This window comes from Shewanella halotolerans (genome assembly GCF_019457535.1).
Lineage (GTDB): Bacteria > Pseudomonadota > Gammaproteobacteria > Enterobacterales > Shewanellaceae > Shewanella > Shewanella halotolerans.
This window is the reverse complement of sequence record NZ_CP080417.1, coordinates 1,693,333-1,715,492: the sequence shown is the minus strand read 5'-3', so window position 1 is coordinate 1,715,492 and position 22,160 is coordinate 1,693,333. Positions and strand designations below refer to the sequence as shown.

Sequence of the window (22,160 nt, the reverse complement as noted above, 5' to 3'; positions counted from 1 at the left end):
GGCGACACACTAAGGTCGCCGTCGGCACAGGCAGGATTAGTCTTGATGCTCTTCGGTGAAGTGATATTCAGACATCATGTGACCCAGCTCGGTCGACTTGGTCTTAAGATAGGCCTCGTTATAACGATTCTTACCTACCTGCAGTGGCACACGCTCGATCACCGCGATGCCAAGTTCCTTCATCGCCTTCACCTTGCGGGGATTATTGGTCATCAGCTTCACCTGCTGCACATCAATTTTCTCAAGCATGGGCTTGATCATGTCATATTTGCGCATATCGGCGGCAAAGCCCAGACGCTCGTTAGCTTCCACCGTATTGGCGCCTTGATCCTGCAGCTCGTAGGCACGGATCTTATTGAGCAGACCGATACCACGGCCTTCCTGACGCAGATAGAGAATAAATCCCTGACCCGCCTCGGCGATATTTTGCATCGCGGTTTGTAGCTGAAAACCACAATCGCAGCGCAGACTGAACAGGGCATCGCCGGTCAGACACTCGGAGTGAATTCTGCCCAGGATGGGCTGGCTCGCATCTAACTCGCCAAAGGTGAGCGCCACATGTTCTTTGCCCGTCTCTGTATCTTCGAAACCATGCATGGCAAATACTCCCCAAGGGGTGGGAAGCTTTGAGGTGGCGACATACTTAATCGACATGAAATAACCTTTACAACTCGCTCTGTCTGAGATGCGAACGAAAAATGAAAACCAGAAGGAGAGACTCTCCCCTTTCTCAGACCGAGCATTCTATGTGTTTTTGCCTAACAGTGAAATACCCGAGTGATGAAATCGGTTATTGCTTCACCGCAACCGCTTTGGCTTATAAGGATACGCCCTAAGTGGCGGCAAGGCTATGAAGTCGCTCACGCCGCCATCAAAATCCTCTATGGCCTAGAAAGCCTTAGGCGCGTATCCAGTCACCTGAGTCAGTCCCATCTGACGTCCAAGGGCCGTCATGGGATGCACAACGATCAAGCCCTTCACCGAACGCTTGAGCTTACCCATATCGGCCTGCTCGGCCTTGGTCAGCGCACGGCTAAAGGCAAGTTCGCTCACCTCTGTGCCGCGCTTGTTCAACTGACGGCTCTGCTGCTGTTTAACATGGGTAATTTGCTTAGTTACCGCATTGATCTCTTGCTTAAATTGCAAAATCACCGCCTGATCGCCACGCTTCTCCGCCGCATCTAATTTACGACGATACTTGTCGAGACGATCGTTTAACTGCTGTAACTCTTGCTTTAAATTCATTAACTTGCCTTAAAAATCTCGCGAATATACAAATGCCACTCAGATAAAAATAGGCAGCATTTGCCAGTTTGGCGAACATTATACCACTAATGAGGAAGGTACGAACAAGTCATCCGGCATCGGCAGCATCCTAGCCACAGCAGTATCTGCTGCTAAATTCAGCGTTTTTCGGTGAGATAGTGAATAACCTGATTACTGCTGCCGCGAAACACCAGACTGGGATCGGCGAGCGACAGCTCAAACTTGCCATCCACCAGCACGTCCACATGGGCGATAACCGCTTGTTGGGCCGGGCTGAGTTCATCGAGTCTATAGCCGGTCCACAGCCAGATATCCTTGCCCCGGCACTCCTGCTTTACTCGTTTCACCAGAGTCAGAATGACATCGAGATTGCCCGGATGCAGCGGGTCGCCGCCAGAGAGCGACAGGCCGCGGCGTACAATGCGGGTATCATTGAGATCCTTAATCACCTGCTCGAGCATAGCCTCGTCGAACAGATGGCCCGAGTCAGGATTCCAGGTCGACTGGTTGTAGCAGCCCCGGCACTGATGCTCGCAGCCCGAGACAAACAGGGTCGCCCTGGTGCCGGATCCATTGACCACGTCGATGGGAAAATATTGATGATAGTTCATGTGCCCCTCATACAAAGATAGCAAGTGCCCCGGGGCGCCTTGCTATCTTCATCTTTTCTTTCACTCTCAATATTCACTTTACGCCAGCAGCAAAAACCTTGGTGCTGCTACCCTCATCTCATTAGAGATGCTTCACCCGGCGTTTAACTTCTTCCTGCTTACCATAGTTGAAAGGTCTGGCATCCGGGCTACCCAGGTAGCCACACACCCTGCGGGTTACAGACACTCGGCTCGGCTCATGGTTGCCACACTTAGGACAGGTAAAACCCTTACTGGTACAGCTAAACTCGCCGGTGAAGCCACAGTCGTAGCACTCATCAATCGGGGTGTTGGTACCATAGTAAGGCACCCGGCTGTAACTATAATCCCACACATCTTCCAGCGCCTCGATATTGTGCTGCATGTTAGGGTATTCGCCGTAGCAGATGAAGCCGCCACTGGTGAGTGCCGGATAGGGCTGCTCGAAATCCAACTTATCGTACGGATTCACCTTCTTCTCCACATCCAGGTGGAAGCTGTTGGTGTAGTAGCCGCGATCCGTTACGCCGTCGATCACCCCAAAGGCCTCGGTATCCAGCTTGCAGAAGCGGCTACACAGGTTCTCGCTCGGCGTGCTGTAGAGGCTGAAGCCATAGCCCGACTCCTCGCGCCAACGCACGGTGGCCGCCTTGAGGTGTTCGATAATGGCAAGCGCCTTGCCGCGTAGAGCCTCGCTGTCATACACATGGGTCTCGCTGCCATAGAGGGCATTGATGGTCTCATGCAGGCCGATGTAACCCAAGGAGATAGAAGCGCGGCCATTCTTAAAGATGCCGCTGATCTCATCATCCGCACGCAGACGCACGCCACAGGCGCCTTCCATATAAAGAATTGGCGCTACCCTCGCCTTCACGCCGTGTAGACGCTCGATGCGAGTGTCCAGGGCGCGGCGGGCCACCGCCAGACGCTCATCCAGCAGCTGATAGAACCGCGTCTCGTCGCCCTTAGCCTCGATGGCGATTCGCGGCAGGTTCAGGCTGACCACGCCAAGGTTGTTACGCCCTTCGTGCACCAGCTCGCCCTCCTCCTCGTAGGTACCTAGGAAGCTGCGACACCCCATAGGCGTCTTAAAGGAGCCGGTGACCTTTTCGACCTGTTCATAGTTGAGGATATCCGGGTACATGCGCATCGACGCACACTTGAGCGCCATCTGCTTGATATCATAGTTGCAGTCGCCCGCCTTGTGGTTGATGCCGTCGCGAATGGCGAAGACCAGCTTAGGGAAGACCGCCGTCTTACGGTTCTTACCCAGGCCCGTCATGCGCACCTTCATCATGGAAGACTGGATGAGGCGCGACTCCCAGGAGGTGCCCAGGCCGAAGCCGAAGGTGACAAAAGGTGTCTGGCCGTTGGCCGTGTGCAGGGTGTTGACCTCATACTCCAGCGACTGGAAGGCGTCGTGGCACTCTTTCTCCGTCTGCGCCGTGGCAAAAGCCTTGGCATCTGTGATCCCCCAGGTCAGCGCGACCTGATAGTGCTTGTCATAGCTCTTGGCGACGAAAGGCGCGAGCACCTCGTCGATACGGTTGATGGTGGTACCGCCATAGATATGGCTGGCCACCTGAGCGATGATCTGCGCAGTTACCGCAGTCGCAGTCGAGATTGACTTAGGAGTCTCGATCTCGGCGTTACCCATCTTGAAACCATGGGTCAACATGCCGGCCAGATCGATCAGCATACAGTTAAACATGGGGAAGAAAGGCGCATAGTCGAGATCGTGATAATGGATCTCACCCGACTCATGGGCCGCCACCACATCCTTAGGCAGAATATGGCGTGTGGCATAGTGTTTGGCCACAATGCCCGCCAGTAGATCACGCTGGGTGGGGATCACCTTGGAATCTTTGTTGGCGTTCTCATTCAGCAGCGCCGCATTGCTCTGCTCGACCAAGCCACGGATCTCGCGGTTGAGACGGCTGCTCAACTCACGATGGATATCCCTGTCATGGCGATACTCGATATAGACCCTGGCGAGTTGCTTATAGGGGCCTTCCATCAACTGATTTTCTACCGCATCTTGCAGGTCGTGAATATCCACCTGCTCGAGCTCGGCCACCGACTGGCGTACTTGTAAGGCCACCTCGGTGGCATAGGCAACATCATCAATACCTGCCGAACTTGCTGCAGCAACCACTGCATCTCGAATCCTTGTTTCGTCAAAAGGCGTGCGGTAACCATCCCGCTTAATAACCACTGGCATTGTTCAATATCTCCTCAAGTAACGGCCAAATTAACACCATATATAGTGTTAATATAGACGATGAACACAATATGTAGCGCATTAAGCTACAAGTTAGGCTCAAGTACCTTGATCCAGATCATTAATTTGCGGATGGAATTTTGTGACACAAGATTACTGCCAACTGGGCCACTTATCGTTAAAACTTGCCTTGACCCAGTCGGCAAAGGGAGCTAGATGCGGGATAAAAATGGGACAAACTGTGAATAAATTACGTAATTCGTTTAGATAGTGCCAGATAACGCTGTAATTGCCCGGAAGCCTGTTGCGAACTTCCCGACGCGGCCGCCAATTGCATGGTAGATTTAAGCCCCTGCCACATAGACTTATCACTTGGCGTCAGCCCCTGATCGCCCTGTACGAACACAGACAACTGTGCCGATACCCGCGCCGCCTTCTGGTTCAGTCCCTGAGTGTCGAGGCTGTCCATCTGCTTGAGCACAGATTCGGCGTCATCGAGCATGGCGATCATCACGCTATCGGGCTTACTCTCCTTGAGCTGCTCGCGCTGGCTGGCGATAAAGTCGAGCAGCGACGGCTGCGAGCCTTCGCTCCTTGGGATCTCAAAGCCCGCCTGGCTCAGGCGATTAAGCTGATTTTCCGACAAGATGCCGTCCTGATGCAGACGCTGAATTAACTTGGGAATATCGCCTATGCCAAATTGCCCCTTGGAAAAGAAGTCTTTGGCCATCGCCTCTATCTTCTGCGCCCGCTCCGCCCTTGGCGAGAGAAATACCGCCTCCTGGGGGATATCTGGGCCTGTCGTTTTCGTCTTGGAGGCTTGATTTGACAGGGTCACCTTGTCGCTGGCCGATGAGCCGTCGACATCACGTGTGTCCTGACCCTGTGTATCAGGGGCATGTGCTTCTTGGCCGTGTGTTTCTAGGCCATAGCTGTTGGCGATCAGATTGGCTTGTGAACCATTAATGGCCTGGCTAATTGAATTCATTGTCAATTTTCCGACTACTGCAGAGAAATATCCCTGCAAGCAGCAAAAACCAGGCCAAAGACCTAGCCAGAGCTCCTAAAGAGACAAGCCTTAGGGAATGTTAGCTGCTTATTTAAACAACTCCTGTTTATAAGGACTGACGCCTAAGAGCTATTACTTAAACTAATACTTAGGCTATTAATGACGCTCCAGCTCATCGATACGGGCGCGGATGATATGAGCCACCTGCTTGACCGCCTCTTGCCCCGCCTCGATCGCCTCGCCCGCGCGGTGGAACTCCATGGTACCAATCTCCATCACATTAGGGGTGATCAGGATATCCGGCGGATCTCCCATCAGGCGCACCCGCTTATGGCGCTGCTCCAGGATATCCATCGACTGGGACATCACAGCCAACATGCCTGGCTCACTGCGATTACCGAGGGAAAACTTGTCGGTCAAGCCGCTGACATAATCCCGTCCCCGGGCCAGGAGATCCATGAAGCCGCTCTCTAGCTCCTTCTCGGCTTTCACCTGCTCAGCCTGACTGGCCTTCACATCGGAAGAGATAGCCACTGGCAGCTGCTGTTGGCGGGTCTTCCTGTGGGCGTTAAGATCCACGGCAATCACTAGGTCGACGCCCATTGCCCGGCTCACCGACACGGGCACAGGGTTAACCACGGCGCCATCCACCAGCCAGCGCTCGCCAATGCGTGCCGGCGGCAAGATCCCCGGCATAGAGCAGGAGGCACGCACCGCATGACGCAGGCTACCCTGCTTGAACCAGATCTCCTGGCCGGTATAGAGATCGGTCGCCACCGCCGCAAAGGGCATCTGCATCTGCTCGATATCCAGGTTGCCGATATGCTGCTGCATAACGTCAAACACCTTCTCGCCGCCAATCAGTCCCCCCTTGCGCCAGCTCAGATCCATCAGCCCCAACACATCCCAGCTGGAAAAGCTGGTCACCCAGGCCTGCAGATCGTTAAGGTTATCTTGCGCATAGGCGGCGCCCACCACGGCGCCGATAGAGCAGCCGGCCACCTTGTTAGGGAAGACTCCCATGTTCGCCAGCTCGTTTAGCACCCCTATGTGGGCCCATCCTTTCGCCGCACCACTGCCCAGTGCAATGCCGATATTCGCCATCTTCTTTGTTTCTCTCCCGAGGACGCGAGCCACTTGAGCTAGTCACTTAAATAAATAGCTTGAGAAAGTCGCGTCTTATTGTCTTTAGTTTTCATCATAAGCCAATCTAGGCACTGGCACAGCCCATAGCGGTAAAAATTAATCTAAGCGCTGCGCCTTAGCATTGACTGGCGACGAGCCAGCGCGCAAGTCATGGCTGAATCGCTCACGGCGATGTATAATGCGCCCCTATCTATATTTCGGAGCACAGCATTGCAATTTTCAGATTTTTCACTCGATAAACGTCTACTGACCAGCCTTGAACACATGGGCATCGACACGCCGACCGAGATCCAAACGCAATCGATACCCGTAGGCTTATCGGGAAGAGATCTTATGGCATCGTCTAAGACGGGCTCGGGCAAGACCCTGGCCTTCCTGTTGCCAGCAATGCAGCGTGTCATCGCCACCAAGGCGCTAAGCAAGCGCGATCCCAGGGTGTTGATCCTGCTACCGACCCGAGAGCTGGCCACCCAGGTCTACAGTCAACTGCGCCTACTGGTCGCCAACACCCAATACAAGGCGATCAAGATCCTCGGCGGTGAAAACTTTAACGATCAGGCCAAGGCCCTGGCCAGAGACCCCCACTTCGTGGTGGCGACACCGGGCCGTCTGGCGGATCACTTAGCTCAGCGTCACCTGTACCTCAACGGACTCGAGCTGCTTATCCTGGATGAGGCCGACCGCATGCTGGACCTGGGCTTCGCCGAGCAGCTTAGAGCCATCAACCAGGCCGCCGATCACAAGCGTCGCCAGACCCTGATGTTCTCGGCAACCTTAGATCACGGTCAGATCAACGAGATTGCCGCCGAGCTGCTCAAGGAGCCGGAGCATGTGGCTATAGGCGCCTCCCATGTGGAGAACCAGGATATCGCCCAGAAGATCTACCTGTGCGACAACCTGAGCCACAAGGAGCAGCTGCTCACCCGTCTGCTACAGCTTGAGCCCCACAAGCAGGTGATCATCTTCACCGCGACCCGTGGCGATACCGACCGCCTGGCCGGCGTGCTGGCCGAACAGGGCTTTAGCACCAGCTCCCTCAGCGGCGAGCTGAAACAGGCGGCGCGCAACCAGATTATGGACCAGTTCAGCCGCGGTCAGCAGCAGATATTGGTCACCACAGACGTGGCCTCCCGCGGCTTGGATCTGCTTAACGTATCCTTGGTGATCAACTTCGACATGCCAAAGTTTGCCGAAGAGTATATTCACCGTATCGGTCGTACCGGCCGCGCCGGCGCCAAGGGCGATGCCATCTCCCTGGTAGGTCCGAAAGACTGGGTCAACTTCAAGCAGGTACAAAACTTCCTGCGTAAAAGCTTCGAGTTCAGCGAGCTGGAGGAGTTGGCGCCTAAGTTTAAGGGGTTAAAAGACAAGCCGAGCCAAGAGAAGCGCCTGGGTAAGCAACAGGCGAAACCTAAGGCCAAGAAGGCTAAAGCCGCCAGCAGCGCCAAGCCGCCGAAGCCGCGGGATAAGCGCTTCATCACAGGCGTCGATGTAGGCGATGCGCCTATGCTGCGAAAGCCCAAGGCGAAACTGCAGGATACCCCTGAAGATTAACGCCTGGCCCCGAGCCAAAAACCTATGATTTGCGGTCACTTAGCGGTCACTGAGTATTCACTGAGGGCCGCATTTTATTGCCCGTTTTATCTATCGTCTATCTGCTCTCTATCTGTTCTGTACCCTTTCTGCATCTATTCTGTATTTGTGCTACATCTCCCGACGCTAATCGTGTCGGGCGGTTATCTATGGCACATACCACCCTATTTAAATCGAGCGGCAGACGATAGCGGCGATTTTCACCTATCAACTAGTGCTCAATCGGGCCAATTAAGGTTACAATAGCCGCCATTGATTTTTTTATATTAGGGTTATCATGAGAGTTTGTGGCGTTGAGTTAAAAGGTGGCGAAGCCATCATCTGTTTGTTGAGCTATGAGGGTGAGACCTTTAACATCCCTGATTGCCGTTCTCGCTCACTGACCATCTCTAATTCGGCCAGCACTGAGTCGATCAAAGAGTTCCACTTCGCCTTCAGCAAGCTGATGCAAGACTACAAGGTCGATCAGGTCGCCATCATAGAGCGCGAGCAGAAAGGCAAACTGGCGGGCAGCGCCACCAGCTTCAAGATGGAAGCGGCGATTCAGCTTTGCGGCCTGCCGGTGCAGCTGATCTCACCGGTCAACATCAAGGAGCAGCTCAAGCGCAATCCACCTATGGTGGATTTCGAAGGACTGGATCTCAAGCGTTTCCAAAAGAGCGCCTTCGAGGTCGCCTACTGCTATCAAAACAAGTGCATCTTCACCAAGAAAGATTAAGCCTTTTGCCGGGCGCATCGCGCCCGGCGTTTTCTAATCGCTTCACCTTAGCCGTCATCCACTAGGCTTTCGCTTATGTCATCACTGCCCTATCTGCAAGGCTATCGGCCCGAGCTTATCAGCCAGGTCAACGAATTGGTCGAGACCAATAGACTGAGGAGCGTCCTCGAACGCCGCTACCCCGATGGTCACACGATCCGCAGCGACAAGGCCCTGTATGACTACACCATGGCGCTAAAGAACCGCTATCTTAAGAAGTCTTCGCCCCTGAGTAAGGTGATCTTTGACGATAAGATCACCCTCAAGAAGCAGGCTCTCGGCCTGCACAGCTATGTCGCCAAGAATCACGGCGGCAAGACCAAGTCTAAGAATGAGATCCGCATCGCCGCCCGCCTCAAGGAGGTGCCCGAGCCCTTGCTGCGCATGGTAGTGGTACATGAGCTGGCACATCTTAAAGAGAAGGATCACAACAAGGCCTTCTATCAGCTCTGCTGTCATATGCTGGGCGACTATCATCAGCTGGAATTTGACCTGCGGCTATGGCTCACCATGCTAGATCTCGAGGCCCAAGAGAAAGCCTAACCATAAAAAACGCCACATCATGTGGCGTTTTTTCTCTTCGATAAGCCGTTAAATCAATCGGTATTAATTAGCGTTTTAGCTTTGGCCCATCATCATCTGACGCACCTTTACCAGCTGAGCAAACTCGCCCATCTGCTTCTTCGATAGCTTACTCGCCATAGGGATATCCGCCTTCATAGGATCCACGGGGCGGCCATTGATATGAAACTCATAGTGCAGATGTGGTCCTGTGATGCGGCCCGTCTTTCCCGACAGGGCGATCACCTGGCCTCGAGACACTCGCTGGCCCTTGTGCACCAAGGCCTTCGAGAGATGCAGATAACGGGTACGGTACTTGTTGCCGTGGTCGATCACCACATATTTACCTGCATATCTATGGTCGGTCACCAAAGAGACGATACCATCGCCAGGGGCTACCACCTTAGTGCCAATCGGCGTGGCGAAATCTGTGCCGTTATGGGGCGCGGTGCGACCCGTAACCGGATGGTGACGATGGCGATTAAAGCGCGAGCTGACACGGTAGTTCTTCTGTAGCGGCACACGCTGGAAGGCCCTTGCCAGGCTGCGGCCCTGATCGTCATAGAAGTTGCCGTCGCTATTCTGGTAGGCGTTGATCGTGCTGCGGCCACGTTCTATGGTGATGGCGAGAATGTCGCTGTTACCCGTCACCTCACCATCGATATATTGATCGCTCTTAAGTACAGAGAATCGATCGCCCGCGCGCAGATCCCGGGCAAAATTCAGCTTCTCTTTCAGCAGCGTCTCGATACGCTGGATCTCGCCGGCATTCAGGCCGATACGCTGAGCCGACAGATAGAAAGAGCCCTGGATCTCACCGCTTAAAGCCCTGTCCTGCCAGATCCCCTCGATATTGATCTCATCGACGCTGAATCCTCCCTCCTCGTAACGGCTAAACACCACCTGACGCGCCGCATTGAAGTAGAGTTCGAGTTTCTCGAGCTGGCCCGAGTCATCGAGCCAAAAACGTATGATGTTGCCGGGTTTGAGGGTATCTAGGGCCAGGATGTTCAGATCCGCCTCCAATACCTTGTACATGGTCTGCTGATCCACATTAGCCTCGACAAACAAGCCACTGAGGGTATCGCCAGACACTATAGTCTTAACAAAATCGGCATGAGACACGGTTTCGACCGCTTCGTCGCCCAGGTGCAGGTTAGTCACCAGAGACTCAATATCCAGCGCCACCGGAATGCGTTGTGGCAGGGCCTGTTTCTGGCTTGGCCAGAGCAGCGCCGCGCCCACGACCAGCCCAGCCGCCAATAAGATCTTCTTGTGGGGCGAGGGTAACGCCATGATACGGGATTGAGACATGCTCAAAAAAGAAATTTTACCTGCGCGCAACCTGTGCCTCATTTTTCATTATTATGCTTATCATTAGACCCCAAAACCCCATAAAACATGGGGTCGATGCCAAGTTATATCAAAAATAACGGCATTTACAAACCGATCGACAACACAATTTAATGGAATAAACAGAGGTTTTTGGCGACCAAACAGACAAAAAAACTAAAAAAGTGCTGAAAATCCCACTGATATCAGCACCCTTTCAATCTAGCTTAAGGTAAAACTAATTTAATCTCGCTACCCTCGGCACTCTTAAGGATATCGATGCGGCTAGCGATCTGCTCCTTCATCTCGGTCACGTGGGAGATCACCCCCACCATGCGACCGGCCGATTGCAGATCCATCAAGGTTCTGATGGCCAGCTCGAGAGAGTCCTGATCCAGGCTACCGAAGCCCTCGTCGATAAACAGGGTATCGAGCTTAATGCCGCCGGCATAGGCCTGCACCACATCCGACAACCCAAGGGCCATGGACAGAGCCGCCATAAAGCTCTCGCCGCCGCTCAGGGTCGCCACTGAGCGCACCTTGGCGGTGTAGGCATCTTCCACCTCCAGCTCCAAACCAGAGGCCTTGTTGCCCTTGGCCCGCTCCTCCTTACGAAGTAGACGATAGCGCCCCTTACTCATCAGCTGTAGCCTGTGGCTGGCTTCCAGCAAGACATCGTCGAGCAATACGCTCAGCACGAAGCGTTGCAGGCTTATCTTATTACCCGTGTTGCCATTGGCCACATCGGCTAGGGTGCCGACCACGCTGTATTGCTGCTCGAGAGCGCCAGCCTTAAGATCCAGCGCCTTAAGCTGCTCCTGGGTCTGGTGGAGCTGCGCCGCCCTGGCGCTCAGTTTCTGCCACTGAGCCAAGGCCTGCTGCATCACCTGCTCGGCGTCCATTTTTTGCTGCTCGAGCGCGCTATTATCCGGCGCCTCACAACCGGCTAAGGCCTCTTGGAGCTGAGACAGGTTGGCCTGATGAGTGATAAGCGCCTGCTCGAACGCCTTAATCTGATTGGACAGCTCGGCCTGCTCGGCCTCGGTCAGGCAGGCCTGCTCGAAGGCGGCAACGCTTTCAAATTCCGAAGCCGCTAGCGCCTGTTGGAAACTCAGGGTCTCCTGCTCGGCTAGGGCATTCACCTCACCAAGACGACGGCTGGCCGCCTCCATCGAAGCTTTGGCCGCCGCGTTGTCCTGCTCCGCCTTGGCATGGGCCGCCCTCACCGATTGCTGGCGCGCCTTAAGCTCTGCGATGGACTTGGTAAGCTCAGCAATGGCCGTGCTGAGCGTCGCCAGGTCGCTAAAGCCCTGTGGAATGGCCGCGCTTATCTGCTGATACTGCCCCTTGTCGCTGGCCAGCTGCTCAGCCAGTTTGCCGTAGTGGGCACGCGCCTCATCCAGCGCGGTTTGTAGCTCTCGTCCCTGGTGCTCGCTGCGCTCAAGCTGAGTCTCTAGCTGGGCAAGTGATTGCTGCGCCGCCTTGGCCCGCTCGAACCCGTCGCTTAGATCTACAAGTCGCGCCTGATGCTCATCAAACGACAAGTCTGCCGCCTCGCCAAGCTCCTCTTGTAGCTGAGATGCACTTAGCTGCAGGCTCGAAAGGGATTGCTGGAGCAGCTTATACTCGCTTCTGGCCTGATGCAGCAGATTGAGCGCGTCGCTCTCTCGCTGCTTGGCGCTCGCCAGCGCCTCGTCGCTCGGCAGGTCAAATTCGCCCATGGCAGGCTCTGGGTGTTCCAGGCTGCCACAGACGGGGCAAGGCTCGCCTGGCGATAACTCTGCCGCCAGGCGCGCCGCCTGACCGCGATGCCAACTAAGCTCCAGACGCTTATGGGCATCGATCGCCTGCTGGTGCTTTTCGGCAAGCTCACTGCCTGCTGTCTTAGCCGCCAATAACTTCTGCTCGAGCGCCGCTATTTCCTGCCCCTGCTGCTGCCAGCGCTCAAACACCTTGAGCTGGGCACGGCCGTCGCTTAGAAATTGTTGCAACGCGAGCTGGGGCTCGGCGTCACGTTTTAGGGTCTCGCGGCGACTCACCATCTCCTGACGGGCCTGATTAAGCTCGTCTAGCTGCTTGGCGCTCTGCTTACCACTCGCCTCGGCCGCCTGCATCTTAGCCTGGCCATCGGCGAGTCGCTGGTTCAGTTGATTGAGCTGTTCAAGCTGAGGCGCTAGTGCCTCGAGCTGGGTCAAGCGCTGCTGCTGGCTCAATTGCTCTTGCTCGAGCGCGCCCAGCTGCTCGAATGCTTGCTGGCTCTGATTCAATGCCTGCTCGGCGCTTGCTTGAATCTGCTGACACTCACCTAAGTGCTGGCTTGCCGAGCGCTGCTCGCCGAGGCGGGACTGCATCGCCCGGTAAAGGGGGCTCAGGCTATTGGCTCGACCGGCCGCCTGCAGCCTCTGTTGCCACAAAGTCGCCTCAAGCTGGCGGGCCTTGAGCCCCTCGCCCTCGCTTTGCAGCGCCTGCAGGCGATTGAAATCACTCTGCAGCTTGAGGCCCTTGTCCAGATTCTGGTTGGCCGTCAGCAGTGCCTGCTCGGCTTGCTGCTTTTGCGCTTGGGCGAGTTCCAGCTCGGGCGCGATGAGCGCCTGCTCCTCCATAAGCGCCTGATCGCTCTCAAGCGAAGCGCCCTCCAGAATGCCACCACGGCGATTACGCATCGCCTCGACGTCGCGGCGAATTCCGGCAGCCTGCTGCTTGAGGCGCTCCTCGATGCGGCGATAGATGTGGGTCTGAAACAGCTGGCTGAAGATCTTCTCCCTAGCCTTAGAGTCGGCCATCAAGAGCTCGCGAAATTTGCCCTGGGGCAGCACCATCACCTGACGGAACTGATCCACATCCAGGCCGGTTAACTGCTCTATCTGCGCGGTAGCATCAGACACCTTGGCCGCCACCAGCAGGGTCTCGCTGCCATCTTGTTCGAAGCGAGACAGCTGGGCCTCGCTCTTTTGCAGCGTCACGCCATCACCACTCTTCTTGGCCCTTGGCTGCTCGGGGACGCGGCGAATGAGATAACGCGTGCTGCCCAGCTCAAACTCGAAGCTGACCTGAGTCAGCTTCTGCTCATCGGCCATGTCGCAGCGCATCTGGGTGCCTTCGCGCTCATCCCCCGTGGTCTTGCCATAGAGGGCGAAACAGATGGCATCGAGAATCGTCGTCTTACCCGCCCCCGTGGGGCCGTTGATCAGAAACAGCGGGTTACTGCCCAGGGCGGAAAAGTCTATGGTCTGCTCGTCGGCGAAGGGGCCGAAGGCGGTCATGGTCAGTCGCAGTGGTCTCATTGCGCCGCCTCCCCTTTGTGCAGCTCATCCAGGGTCTGAGTGATCAGCTCAAGCTGCGCCTCGTTAAGTGGATCGCCGGAGACCTGATTGAAGAAATCTTTAAACATCTCGAGCTCACCTTTCTTGATGTGATCCGAGGCGATAGCCAGCTGCTGATTATTGGCCATCAGGCCGGTGCGCTCCAGATGCAGCACGTTGGGATAGACGCTTCTGAGCTTACCCATAGCATCTAAGATGGCGTGTTTATCCAGTAGTCGCACCATCAGATAATCCTCTCGGCCGGGATCTTTTACCCCTTGCTGCAACAAGTCATCGAGGGCGCCCTCTATGATGCGCACATCGCGAAGTGGGCTGAGCGGCAGCAGTGTCATGACAGCCTGGCTGTCTGCCGTGAGCTCCACCAGGGTAACCGACTTGTTCTGATGCTGCTCGCTGAAGGAGTATTTGAGGATGGAGCCAGAGTAGCGCACCTGCTCCGCCCCCTTGTATTGCGGGCCATGGAGATGGCCCAGGGCCGTATAGTCGAAGGGCACGAAATGCTTAGGCGAGATCTTGTCTGCGCCACCGATACTCAGTGGTCGCTCCGAATCCGATTCGCTGCCGCCGTCGAGGAAACAGTGGCCTATCACCACCTTAGGCAATCCCTGACTGTCATGGTCCTGCACCTGCTTGAGCAGCTCGACCATTGCCTCCTCATGGCTGCTGGCCTCGCATTCCAATTGCTGTCTGACGGTGGCAGGCTCGGCATAGGGCAGCGGATAAAAGATGGCATCACCGCTGCCTGAGCTTAATCTTATGGGGCTGACCTTGGGCGCCAATGGCCCAATGATATGCAAACCGCTGGCCTGCATCTGGCGTGCGGCAAACCCCAGCCTTTCATGGCCGTCATGGTTTCCGGCGATCATGATGACGTCGATCCCAAGGGCAATAAATTCGTTGAGCACCTCATCGAGCAGGGCCACAGCGTTGGCCGGCGGCACGGAGCGATCGTAGATATCACCGGCGACAATCAGGGCATCGACCTCATGGGTCTTAGCCAGGGAGACTATCTGATCGAGCACATGACGCTGATCGTCCAGCAGGCTCTGATTGTGCAGCTGACGGCCGATATGCCAGTCTGAGGTATGGATAAATTTCATCTTTTCTCGTTTAAAAATGAGGAGGATAGGAAGAGAAGCTCTGCTGGCTATAGTAAGAAATGTCACCCCATTAGGCAATGCGCCAGCCTAGGCTTTCTAGTCGATGGTTATTGCATTAGGCCAAAACCTGCCCTGCCATAAACTCTTGGCCAGCGTTTCTTCTAAATAAAAAAGACCCACCTTAACGGGTGGGCCTTCTCTGTTTACCAAGCTTGTATGCCTAAGCTATTTTTCCGGCGTCAACGCCAGCACGGCGTCGATATCGGCGCCGCTGTGACGCTCGGCCAGCTGCTCCCAGGGCTCGCCCCAGGTGCGATTGACGATACGACCGCGCTTCACCGCATCCCGCGCGGCGATCTGCTCGGCCCAGCGCTTGAGATGCACATAGCTGTCGACGTCGAGGAACTCAGCCGCGTCATAGGCATGACCCAGCACCAGATTGCCATACCAGGGCCAGATCGCCATATCGGCGATGGAGTAATTGTCCCCGGCGATATAAGTGTGCTCGGCCAATTGCTTGTCCAGCAGATCCAGCTGGCGCTTTACCTCCATGGAGAAACGATTGATAGGATACTCAAACTTTTCCGGCGCATAGGCGTAGAAGTGGCCGAAGCCGCCGCCGAGGTAGGGCGCCGCACCTTGCAGCCAGAAGAGCCAGTTGAGCACCTGAGTGCGCTCAGGACCAGTCGCTGGCAGGAAATGGCCATACTTCTCAGCTAGGTGGAACAAGATTGCACCCGACTCAAACACGTTAACCTCAGTGTCACCCGTCTTATCCAGCAAGGCGGGGATCTTAGAGTTGGGGTTGACCGCCACGAAGCCGCTGGAGAACTGCTCGCCCTCACCTATCTGAATAAGATGCGCGTCATACTCGGCATCCGCGCCGAGGGCGAGAAGCTCCTCGAGCATTATGGTGACCTTCTGGCCATTGGGTGTCGCCAGAGAATAGAGCTGCAAGCCATGCTCGCCCTGGGGCAGTTTGGCCTCATGACGGGCGCCCGCCGTGGGGCGATTGATGCTGGCCCAGGTACCGCCATTTTCGCTGTCCATGGTCCACACTTTCGGGGGAATGTAGGTATCTGACATACTGCTTCCTTTATCTTATTAGTTGGTATCGCGATCGCGTCGCAATAGTTTCGAAATAATTTCGAAATAGTGTCGCGATCGCTTCGCGCCATGCCCGCTGGGGACATACTCTGTCCTGGAGTGATCTCGGGGCGTATGCCGACAATTTAAACCCTAGTGGGGTCAATTGGATAGAACCTTTGGCTATAGGGCCAACTGAATTGGCATGAAAGAAAATCGCCATTCGCCGCTAGGCCACAACTGACAGGCGTTCGCTCAATAAAAGGCGTTTCTGAATGACTTAATCCGAATCCGCATCAGCATCCGACTCGCCGGCCTGTTTGGCCTGGTATCTTTCTAAGATCCCGCTGCGGGCAAGTCCGCGATGCACATTGCGGCACAACTTGGCGAAGCGGCTCACCTCACCGAGTAATGGCGTGTCCCCCTGCTGGATGGCGCTTTCCCAATAGCGCATCTCGCTGTCGACCAGCTCGAGTAACTTCTTGGGGCAACCGATACAGGAACCCTGAGGGCCACAGACGAAGGTCTCGGGCTCATTGAGCGGCATCGCCTGCTTGACCTGATCGATCAGCTGCAACATGGCGGTGGTGCTATCTGGTTTGCGCGTCACGTAAATTAAAGTATCGCATCGAATCTGACGAAAAATAAGACGGCTATATTACCTTTCCCTGAGATAACAAAACAGGACCTAGATCATAGCCCCTGGATCATAGCGCCCGGATCTTAGCCCCCGAAATAATAGCGCCTGAATCAAGGCCGCTCATAATAGATCTGCTGACCCGCAGCGTTAAAGTAAAACGCCTCGAGTAATTCCCCTTGGCCGTCGAAGCGCTCGCGTTTAATCAGGTTGCCCGATTCATCGAAGGTCTTCACCTCTGTATCCACCAGGACACCCTGTCGAAACTGCTTGGCATTCATCAGCTGGCCATTGCAGTGATACCATTCGAATCGCCCATGCTCGACGCCCATCTCATAGTGAGCGAGCTCCTCCAGCGCGCCGCTAGACTGACAGAAACGGCGCTGCTCACCGTGGCGCTCGATAAGCGGATCGAAGCCATATTGCTGCTGAGATTGAAGGCGACCGTTTGGCCAGTAGGTCTGCTGCGCGGCCAGATTGCTCTGCCTATCATAGGCATAGCGCGTCTTTACCTTGCCGCTGGCATAGAAGGTTATCTCGCTTAGCCGCTTAAGATCCTGTTTACGAAACAGGACGTCACTGGCCAAGCTGCCGTCTGGGAAATAGTGACGCAGGCGCTCACGCTGCTCGCCGTCCTGAAAGAAGAGGTGCGTCCAGGGGCGTCCCTGCCCATAGGTGATGGACTCGACTGTCTTTTCGCCCTCCAGGCGGCGATAACTTTCTATGATGCCAGCCTCATCGAACAGGGCGACCGCCTGTTCCTCGCCATTCTTGTAGATGACCTGACGTTTCGGCCGCTGGCTTTGCACATGATAGTCCAAGTGCTCACCCTCTCTTATCCCTTGGCGATACCAACTCTGGGACAGGATACGGCTGCCCTCGGCCGAGAAACTAAATCCATGACGTTTCCCCTCGAGATACTGGGTGGCGCCAAAGTAAGTCGCCGGCTCGCCCCGAGTCGCTATGCCGCTAAAGGGCTTGCCGCGATAGCCTGTTAGGCAGTCGGTCTCGACCCAGATCCCGTAAACCTGCTGCTTACTGCACGCGATAGGCGTAAGTAACTGCTCATCTATAGGCAGCTGAGGCGCCTGATGACAACCGGGTAACAGCAATAAGGCCAAGAACGCCGGGGAGATAAGCTTAACGCCTGGCTTCATCTTATCCCGGCTCCATCTTGTTCCTGCTTCGCTCGAGTGCTTGTTCCAGCCTTGCTCGAATTGATCTGTTCCAGCGTCCTTTGGATAGGTGGCACGAATCTCCCCCTCATCTAGTGATGCTCCGTCTTGATCAGCTTGCCGAATTGATCATAGAAGGCCCAGTCGCCGGCCTGACGATCGGCGATATAGCTGCCTTCGCTGCGCAGCTCACCACTTGGCCAGTAGGCGCGCCACAAGCCTTCCTTGCGAGAGCGCAGGAAGGCCCCCTGCTCGGCCCGCTTGCCATTAGCGTGAAAATAGCTGGCCTCGCCTTCACGTTGCCCATCCAGCCACTGCTCCTTGGCCTGGGGCTTACCCGTTTGGAAGTAGCTCAGCTGCTCGCCGCTGAGCTTGTCTTTCTGGTAGTGGGCACGCACCTTTAACTGGCCATTGGGGTAATATTTGGCGTACTCGCCGTGAAGCTTACCCGCAAGATACTCGCCGCTTTCCGACAGCACGCCGTCTTCAAACCAGCTTTGCCAGAGTCCAACCTGCTCTCCGTCTAGCATCTCGCCCTCGCGCTTGAGTTGGCCGTTATTGGCGTAATACTCGCTGTAGTGGCCGCTGAGCTCACCCGCCTGATACTGCTCGCTGCGATAACGCACCTGCTTGAAGCTGTAATAGGCCCGCTCGCCATCGAGTTTGTCCTGGCGATAATGGCTGACGCGATAGATGTTGCCCTCGGGAATAGGGCCAAAGCTGGGATCTTTCTCCTGGTAGCGATACTCGGTCCACTCACCCTCCTTACGATCCTCAAGATAATGACCTGTTACCCGGCGACGTCCGTTATCGAACTCGCTGTAAGGCCCGTTTAGCTTGCCCGCCTCGAAGGTCATCTCGCGGCTCACTATGCCCTGACGATACTGACGCCAGGTACCCTGTTTCTCGCCATTCTTGTACTCGCCAGCCTCGTTGAGATCGCCGTTGGCATACCAGCGGGAAAACGCGCCATGAAGCGGATAGCGGCTGCGGCCGGATACTTTCTCATCGCTGTAATGGATAAGTTCTCTGGGTTTACCCGTCTCATAGAAGGATTCATACTTGCCGACCCATTGCCCCTCGATGCGCGTACCGCGCTCCTTGAGGGTGCCGTCGTCGAAATAGCGCTCGGCCCTGCCTGTCTGGCGATTGTCCTGATACTGATCTAGGCTGCGCAGCTTGCCATTATCGTAATAGGCGATGAAATCTCCATGACGCGCGCCCTGACGCCACTGCTCCTGACGCTGCAACTTGCCCTGTCGATAGGTCTCGAACTTGCCATCTTTCAGCCCCAGATCGTAATGCTCAGTGGCCACCAGGTTTCCCGCCGAATCGAAGCGCTGCTGCAGGCCATGCAAGGGATACTGCCCGTTGTCGGCCAGTATCTGATCCTGGTAGCGAATCACCTTCTTAGGTTTACCGTCGTCAAAATAGGTCTTCTGCACGCCTGCCTGCAGGCCCGCCTTATAGCTCAGCTCACTCACCAGGATACCGGCGCGGTTAAAATAGCGCTGAATGCCGTCATGTTCGCCATTGAGGTAATTTTCCTCCTCGAGCTTGACCCCGGTGTCGCTGTAATGCACCAGAGTGCCCTGGCGCAGATCCTCACTATATTGCCCCTGCAGCGATAACTGGCCGTTGGGATAGTAGCTTAGACTCTCGCCGTGCAGGCGACCGGCGACGTAATGCTCGTCACGCTCTGGCGTGCCATCATCATAGAACGTCTGCCAGCGGCCCTGACGCTCGCCGTTGGCATCTAGCGTGCCAGTCTCTATCACCTGCCCCTCGCTGTTTTGCGCAAGATAAGGGCCGGACAACTGGTTGTTGGCATACTGCTGTCGCTGAGCCAGCACGCCGTTTGCATGGTAGGTCTCCCACACTCCGTGGCGCAGATTATCGACATAGGCCTCTTTAGCCTTAAGCTTACCGCTGGCGAAATAACGCAGCACCTGGGTCTTTACTCCGGCCTCATAGACCGTCTTCTGATACAGATTACCCAAGTCATCATATTCGGCCCACTCGCCGCTTGGCACGCCGTTGAGATAGAACTGCTCCTCACTCAGCTCGCCATTTGGGCTAAACAACTGCCAGCGTCCCGATTGCAGGCCGCTGACATACTCACCGTCCACCAACTTCTGATTGTTGGGCAGATAGACCTGCCAGCGACCATTGGGCACGCCCTGTGCAAACTCCCCCAGGGTATAGCCTTGATTATCTCGCACTAGGGTCACCTGACCACTCAGCGCCATGCCGGTGGCCAGGTTGTAGTAGGTGGCGATCCCTTCCTGCTGGCGGATCTCCACCATCAGGCTGGAAATATTCTGACTCGCCGCCACGGGGCTGGCGATAAAGCTAGACACGCCCAGGCCGATCCCAGCCAACAACACAGAGTAAGCGCGATTAGAGTGCATATGAGCTTCCTTGTACCTAACCATTTGTTCCTAAAAACATGTTTCTAAAAGACTTCTGAAAAATAATATTTACTGAATAATACTGTGAGCAGCCAGGCCCTGCTGCTATCGCCGAAAGATCAGCTCATGCTGAGTGCGATAGGGCCAGCTTTGTTCAGCCTCGGTCGGCTCGCCGTGGCGATACTCGCTTCGCTTGCTCAGGGCGCCATCATCATAAAACGCATACTGAGTGCCATGCAGGCGCCCCTGCTCATCAAACTTCGCGATAGCCAGCCCATAGCCCTGGGCGCTGAAACGCTGCCATTTCCCCACCTGCTTACCTGCCCGATATCGGCCTTGCCAATACTCGCGCCTAGCCACGGGGCGCGGCGAATAATCCCCCTCGCTCGACGGCACTATCCAATCGCCGTCACGCTGACCGTTAAGATATTGGCCTCGCGCGTAGATCTCGCCGTCGCTATAGTAGCGCTCAAATTTGCCGGTCAGCTCGCCATCGCGATAGTGAATTCGCTCCAACACCTGACCCGCCTCTCCCAGGGATAAATACTCGCCATCGAGCCGGCCATGACGGTTATAGTGGCACTGGGTGAGCATCTCGCGGCTCTGCATCACCCAATCACCCACCTGGTTATCGGCGGCATATTCTCCCTGATAGATGAGCCTGCCATCGCCGCTTCGTTTCTCGGCCTTTCCCTGCTTCACGCCATCGAGATAGTGGATCTTCTCTATCCAGGCGACTTGATTGCTCCGGCTGTGGTTATTATTAGCGGCGTGACTATTGTTTGCGCCAAGCCTATTGCTCCCGCCAAGCCTGTTGTTACCGCTAAGCTTAATGCTCCCGCCAAGCTTGGCCTCAATTTTTAATCCGGTGAGCTTACCCGCCAGTGTCTCCTCGCGGCCGATTATCTCGCCCTCAAGATATTGGCTGACCAGACGCCACTGCCTCAGCTTGTGTTGCTCTATCTGCTTGACCAAGACCTCTTTTTGATAGAAGCGCCTCACCTCTTGGCGGTCACCATCGGCAAGGTAGCGATATTCCGCCTCGAGATAGCGCTCGCCATTGTCACGATACTCGACCACGCTCTCCGTGCGGCCACGTTCATCGAGGATCTCGCGTTTAGCCAGGCGACCATCTTCGAAATAGTTCAGCTGCTCGCCCGTCTTGATGCCATTTTTCCATCTGTGATGCTGCTTGAGCTGACCACTTTGAAAATAAGCAAAGTAATCGCCCTCCTCCTTGCCGTTACGATAGTCCTGGGTCACCTCCACCTTGCCATCCTGCCAGTAGGTTTCGGTGCCATGCTTGCGCCCATCGCGCTTCTGGCTTTCCATAGTCAGCTGACCCTGCGGGTTATAGAAGCGGTCACTGCACTGCCCGGTATGGCAGAGGACTCGCACCGGCGCCCCGGTCGGCGTATAGACCATCTCCTGCTGCACAGGCTTGCCCTGGTGATAAACAGACTCGCGCTTAAGCTCGCCTGTAGGGTAATACTCTTTCTGCGTGCCTTCTCTCTCGCCCCTATCAAAGCGGCAGTCGCAGCTGAGTTTTCCCTGCTCATCGTAAATCTTCACCAGGCCTTGGCGCTGACCCTGGTCATTAAATTCGCCCTGCTCGATCAAGGCGCCATCGCTGGCGAAGAAGCGATAAAGCCCCACGGGATGAGTGCCCTCATCTCCCAGACGATCACTGCTTAGGGCGCCACTAAATTGCTTGATCTTGGTGCCGAGATAATAGGGCTCGAAGCGAAACCGCCCCAAGGATGAGCCGGGCAGAGGCTCGAGCGGTTTCTTGAGATAAAACTTGGCCTCGCTCTTTAGCTCGGTCGGTTGCCAGTCCTTATTGAGCCAGATGCTCGCCTCGGCGGCGCCCAAGCTTAAACACAAGACAAGCAGAAACAGTAAGATACGCTGCAT

General features: G+C 55.6%; 17 protein-coding genes. 3 read left to right on the top strand and 14 right to left on the bottom strand.

The annotated features are described in order from the left end of the window. Positions 1-36: 36 nt before the first annotated feature. The 6 genes from ribA to rssA form a co-directional block, all read right to left on the bottom strand. Positions 37-654, bottom strand: a complete 618-nt coding sequence (ribA, locus tag K0H81_RS07415) for a GTP cyclohydrolase II (RefSeq protein WP_220060414.1) — start codon at positions 652-654, stop codon at positions 37-39. A gap of 234 nt (positions 655-888) precedes the next feature. After that, entirely contained in the window at positions 889-1,245 is a 357-nt protein-coding gene (locus K0H81_RS07410) for a YibL family ribosome-associated protein (protein ID WP_011866244.1), read from the bottom strand. Between the two features lie 158 nt (positions 1,246-1,403). Further along, complete coding sequence (gene nrdG, locus K0H81_RS07405; RefSeq protein WP_220060413.1) at positions 1,404-1,877, bottom strand: anaerobic ribonucleoside-triphosphate reductase-activating protein; 474 nt, start codon at positions 1,875-1,877, stop codon at positions 1,404-1,406. Between the two features lie 121 nt (positions 1,878-1,998). Further along, positions 1,999-4,116, bottom strand: coding sequence for an anaerobic ribonucleoside-triphosphate reductase (nrdD, locus tag K0H81_RS07400; RefSeq protein ID WP_220060412.1), 2,118 nt, complete (start codon positions 4,114-4,116; stop codon positions 1,999-2,001). A gap of 250 nt (positions 4,117-4,366) precedes the next feature. Continuing rightward, complete coding sequence (locus K0H81_RS07395) at positions 4,367-5,104, bottom strand: hypothetical protein (protein ID WP_220060411.1); 738 nt, start codon at positions 5,102-5,104, stop codon at positions 4,367-4,369. 177 nt (positions 5,105-5,281) lie between these two features. Next, positions 5,282-6,229 carry a patatin-like phospholipase RssA gene (rssA, locus tag K0H81_RS07390; RefSeq protein WP_220060410.1) on the bottom strand — a complete coding sequence of 316 codons (948 nt, stop codon included), beginning with the start codon at positions 6,227-6,229 and terminating at the stop codon, positions 5,282-5,284. Between the two features lie 252 nt (positions 6,230-6,481). On the opposite strand from rssA, the gene K0H81_RS07385 reads away from it, so the two are divergent. The 3 genes from K0H81_RS07385 (at position 6,482) to K0H81_RS07375 (ending at position 9,164) form a co-directional block, all read left to right on the top strand. After that, on the top strand, positions 6,482-7,825 hold the full coding sequence (locus tag K0H81_RS07385; RefSeq protein ID WP_220060409.1) for a DEAD/DEAH box helicase: 1,344 nt from the start codon (positions 6,482-6,484) through the stop codon (positions 7,823-7,825). A 316-nt stretch (positions 7,826-8,141) separates the two neighbouring features. After that, positions 8,142-8,582, top strand: a complete 441-nt coding sequence (locus tag K0H81_RS07380) for a DUF3010 family protein (RefSeq protein WP_220060408.1) — start codon at positions 8,142-8,144, stop codon at positions 8,580-8,582. Between the two features lie 75 nt (positions 8,583-8,657). After that, entirely contained in the window at positions 8,658-9,164 is a 507-nt protein-coding gene (locus K0H81_RS07375; RefSeq protein WP_220060407.1) for a M48 metallopeptidase family protein, read from the top strand. Between the two features lie 75 nt (positions 9,165-9,239). On the opposite strand, the gene K0H81_RS07370 is transcribed toward K0H81_RS07375, so the two are convergent. The 8 genes from K0H81_RS07370 to K0H81_RS07335 all read right to left on the bottom strand — a co-directional run bounded on the left by K0H81_RS07370 (position 9,240) and on the right by K0H81_RS07335 (position 22,160). Beyond that, on the bottom strand, positions 9,240-10,496 hold the full coding sequence (locus K0H81_RS07370; protein WP_144200791.1) for a peptidoglycan DD-metalloendopeptidase family protein: 1,257 nt from the start codon (positions 10,494-10,496) through the stop codon (positions 9,240-9,242). Between the two features lie 245 nt (positions 10,497-10,741). Next, positions 10,742-13,798, bottom strand: a complete 3,057-nt coding sequence (locus K0H81_RS07365) for an AAA family ATPase (protein WP_220060406.1) — start codon at positions 13,796-13,798, stop codon at positions 10,742-10,744. Continuing rightward, positions 13,795-14,937, bottom strand: coding sequence for an exonuclease SbcCD subunit D (locus tag K0H81_RS07360; protein ID WP_144200556.1), 1,143 nt, complete (start codon positions 14,935-14,937; stop codon positions 13,795-13,797). Before K0H81_RS07360 ends, K0H81_RS07365 begins: the two co-directional genes overlap by 4 nt. 225 nt (positions 14,938-15,162) lie before the next feature. Further along, on the bottom strand, positions 15,163-16,023 hold the full coding sequence (yghU, locus tag K0H81_RS07355; protein ID WP_220060405.1) for a glutathione-dependent disulfide-bond oxidoreductase: 861 nt from the start codon (positions 16,021-16,023) through the stop codon (positions 15,163-15,165). Positions 16,024-16,303: 280 nt separating this feature from the next. Continuing rightward, positions 16,304-16,633: a hypothetical protein gene (locus K0H81_RS07350; RefSeq protein WP_220060404.1), complete on the bottom strand. Its 330-nt coding sequence runs from the start codon at positions 16,631-16,633 to the stop codon at positions 16,304-16,306. A 140-nt stretch (positions 16,634-16,773) separates the two neighbouring features. Further along, positions 16,774-17,817, bottom strand: coding sequence for a toxin-antitoxin system YwqK family antitoxin (locus K0H81_RS07345; RefSeq protein WP_220060403.1), 1,044 nt, complete (start codon positions 17,815-17,817; stop codon positions 16,774-16,776). Positions 17,818-17,927: 110 nt separating this feature from the next. After that, entirely contained in the window at positions 17,928-20,246 is a 2,319-nt protein-coding gene (locus tag K0H81_RS07340; RefSeq protein WP_220060402.1) for a toxin-antitoxin system YwqK family antitoxin, read from the bottom strand. 105 nt (positions 20,247-20,351) lie between these two features. Further along, the gene (locus tag K0H81_RS07335) at positions 20,352-22,160 is read right to left on the bottom strand and encodes a toxin-antitoxin system YwqK family antitoxin (protein WP_220060401.1); all 1,809 of its coding nucleotides are present in this window, start codon (positions 22,158-22,160) and stop codon (positions 20,352-20,354) included.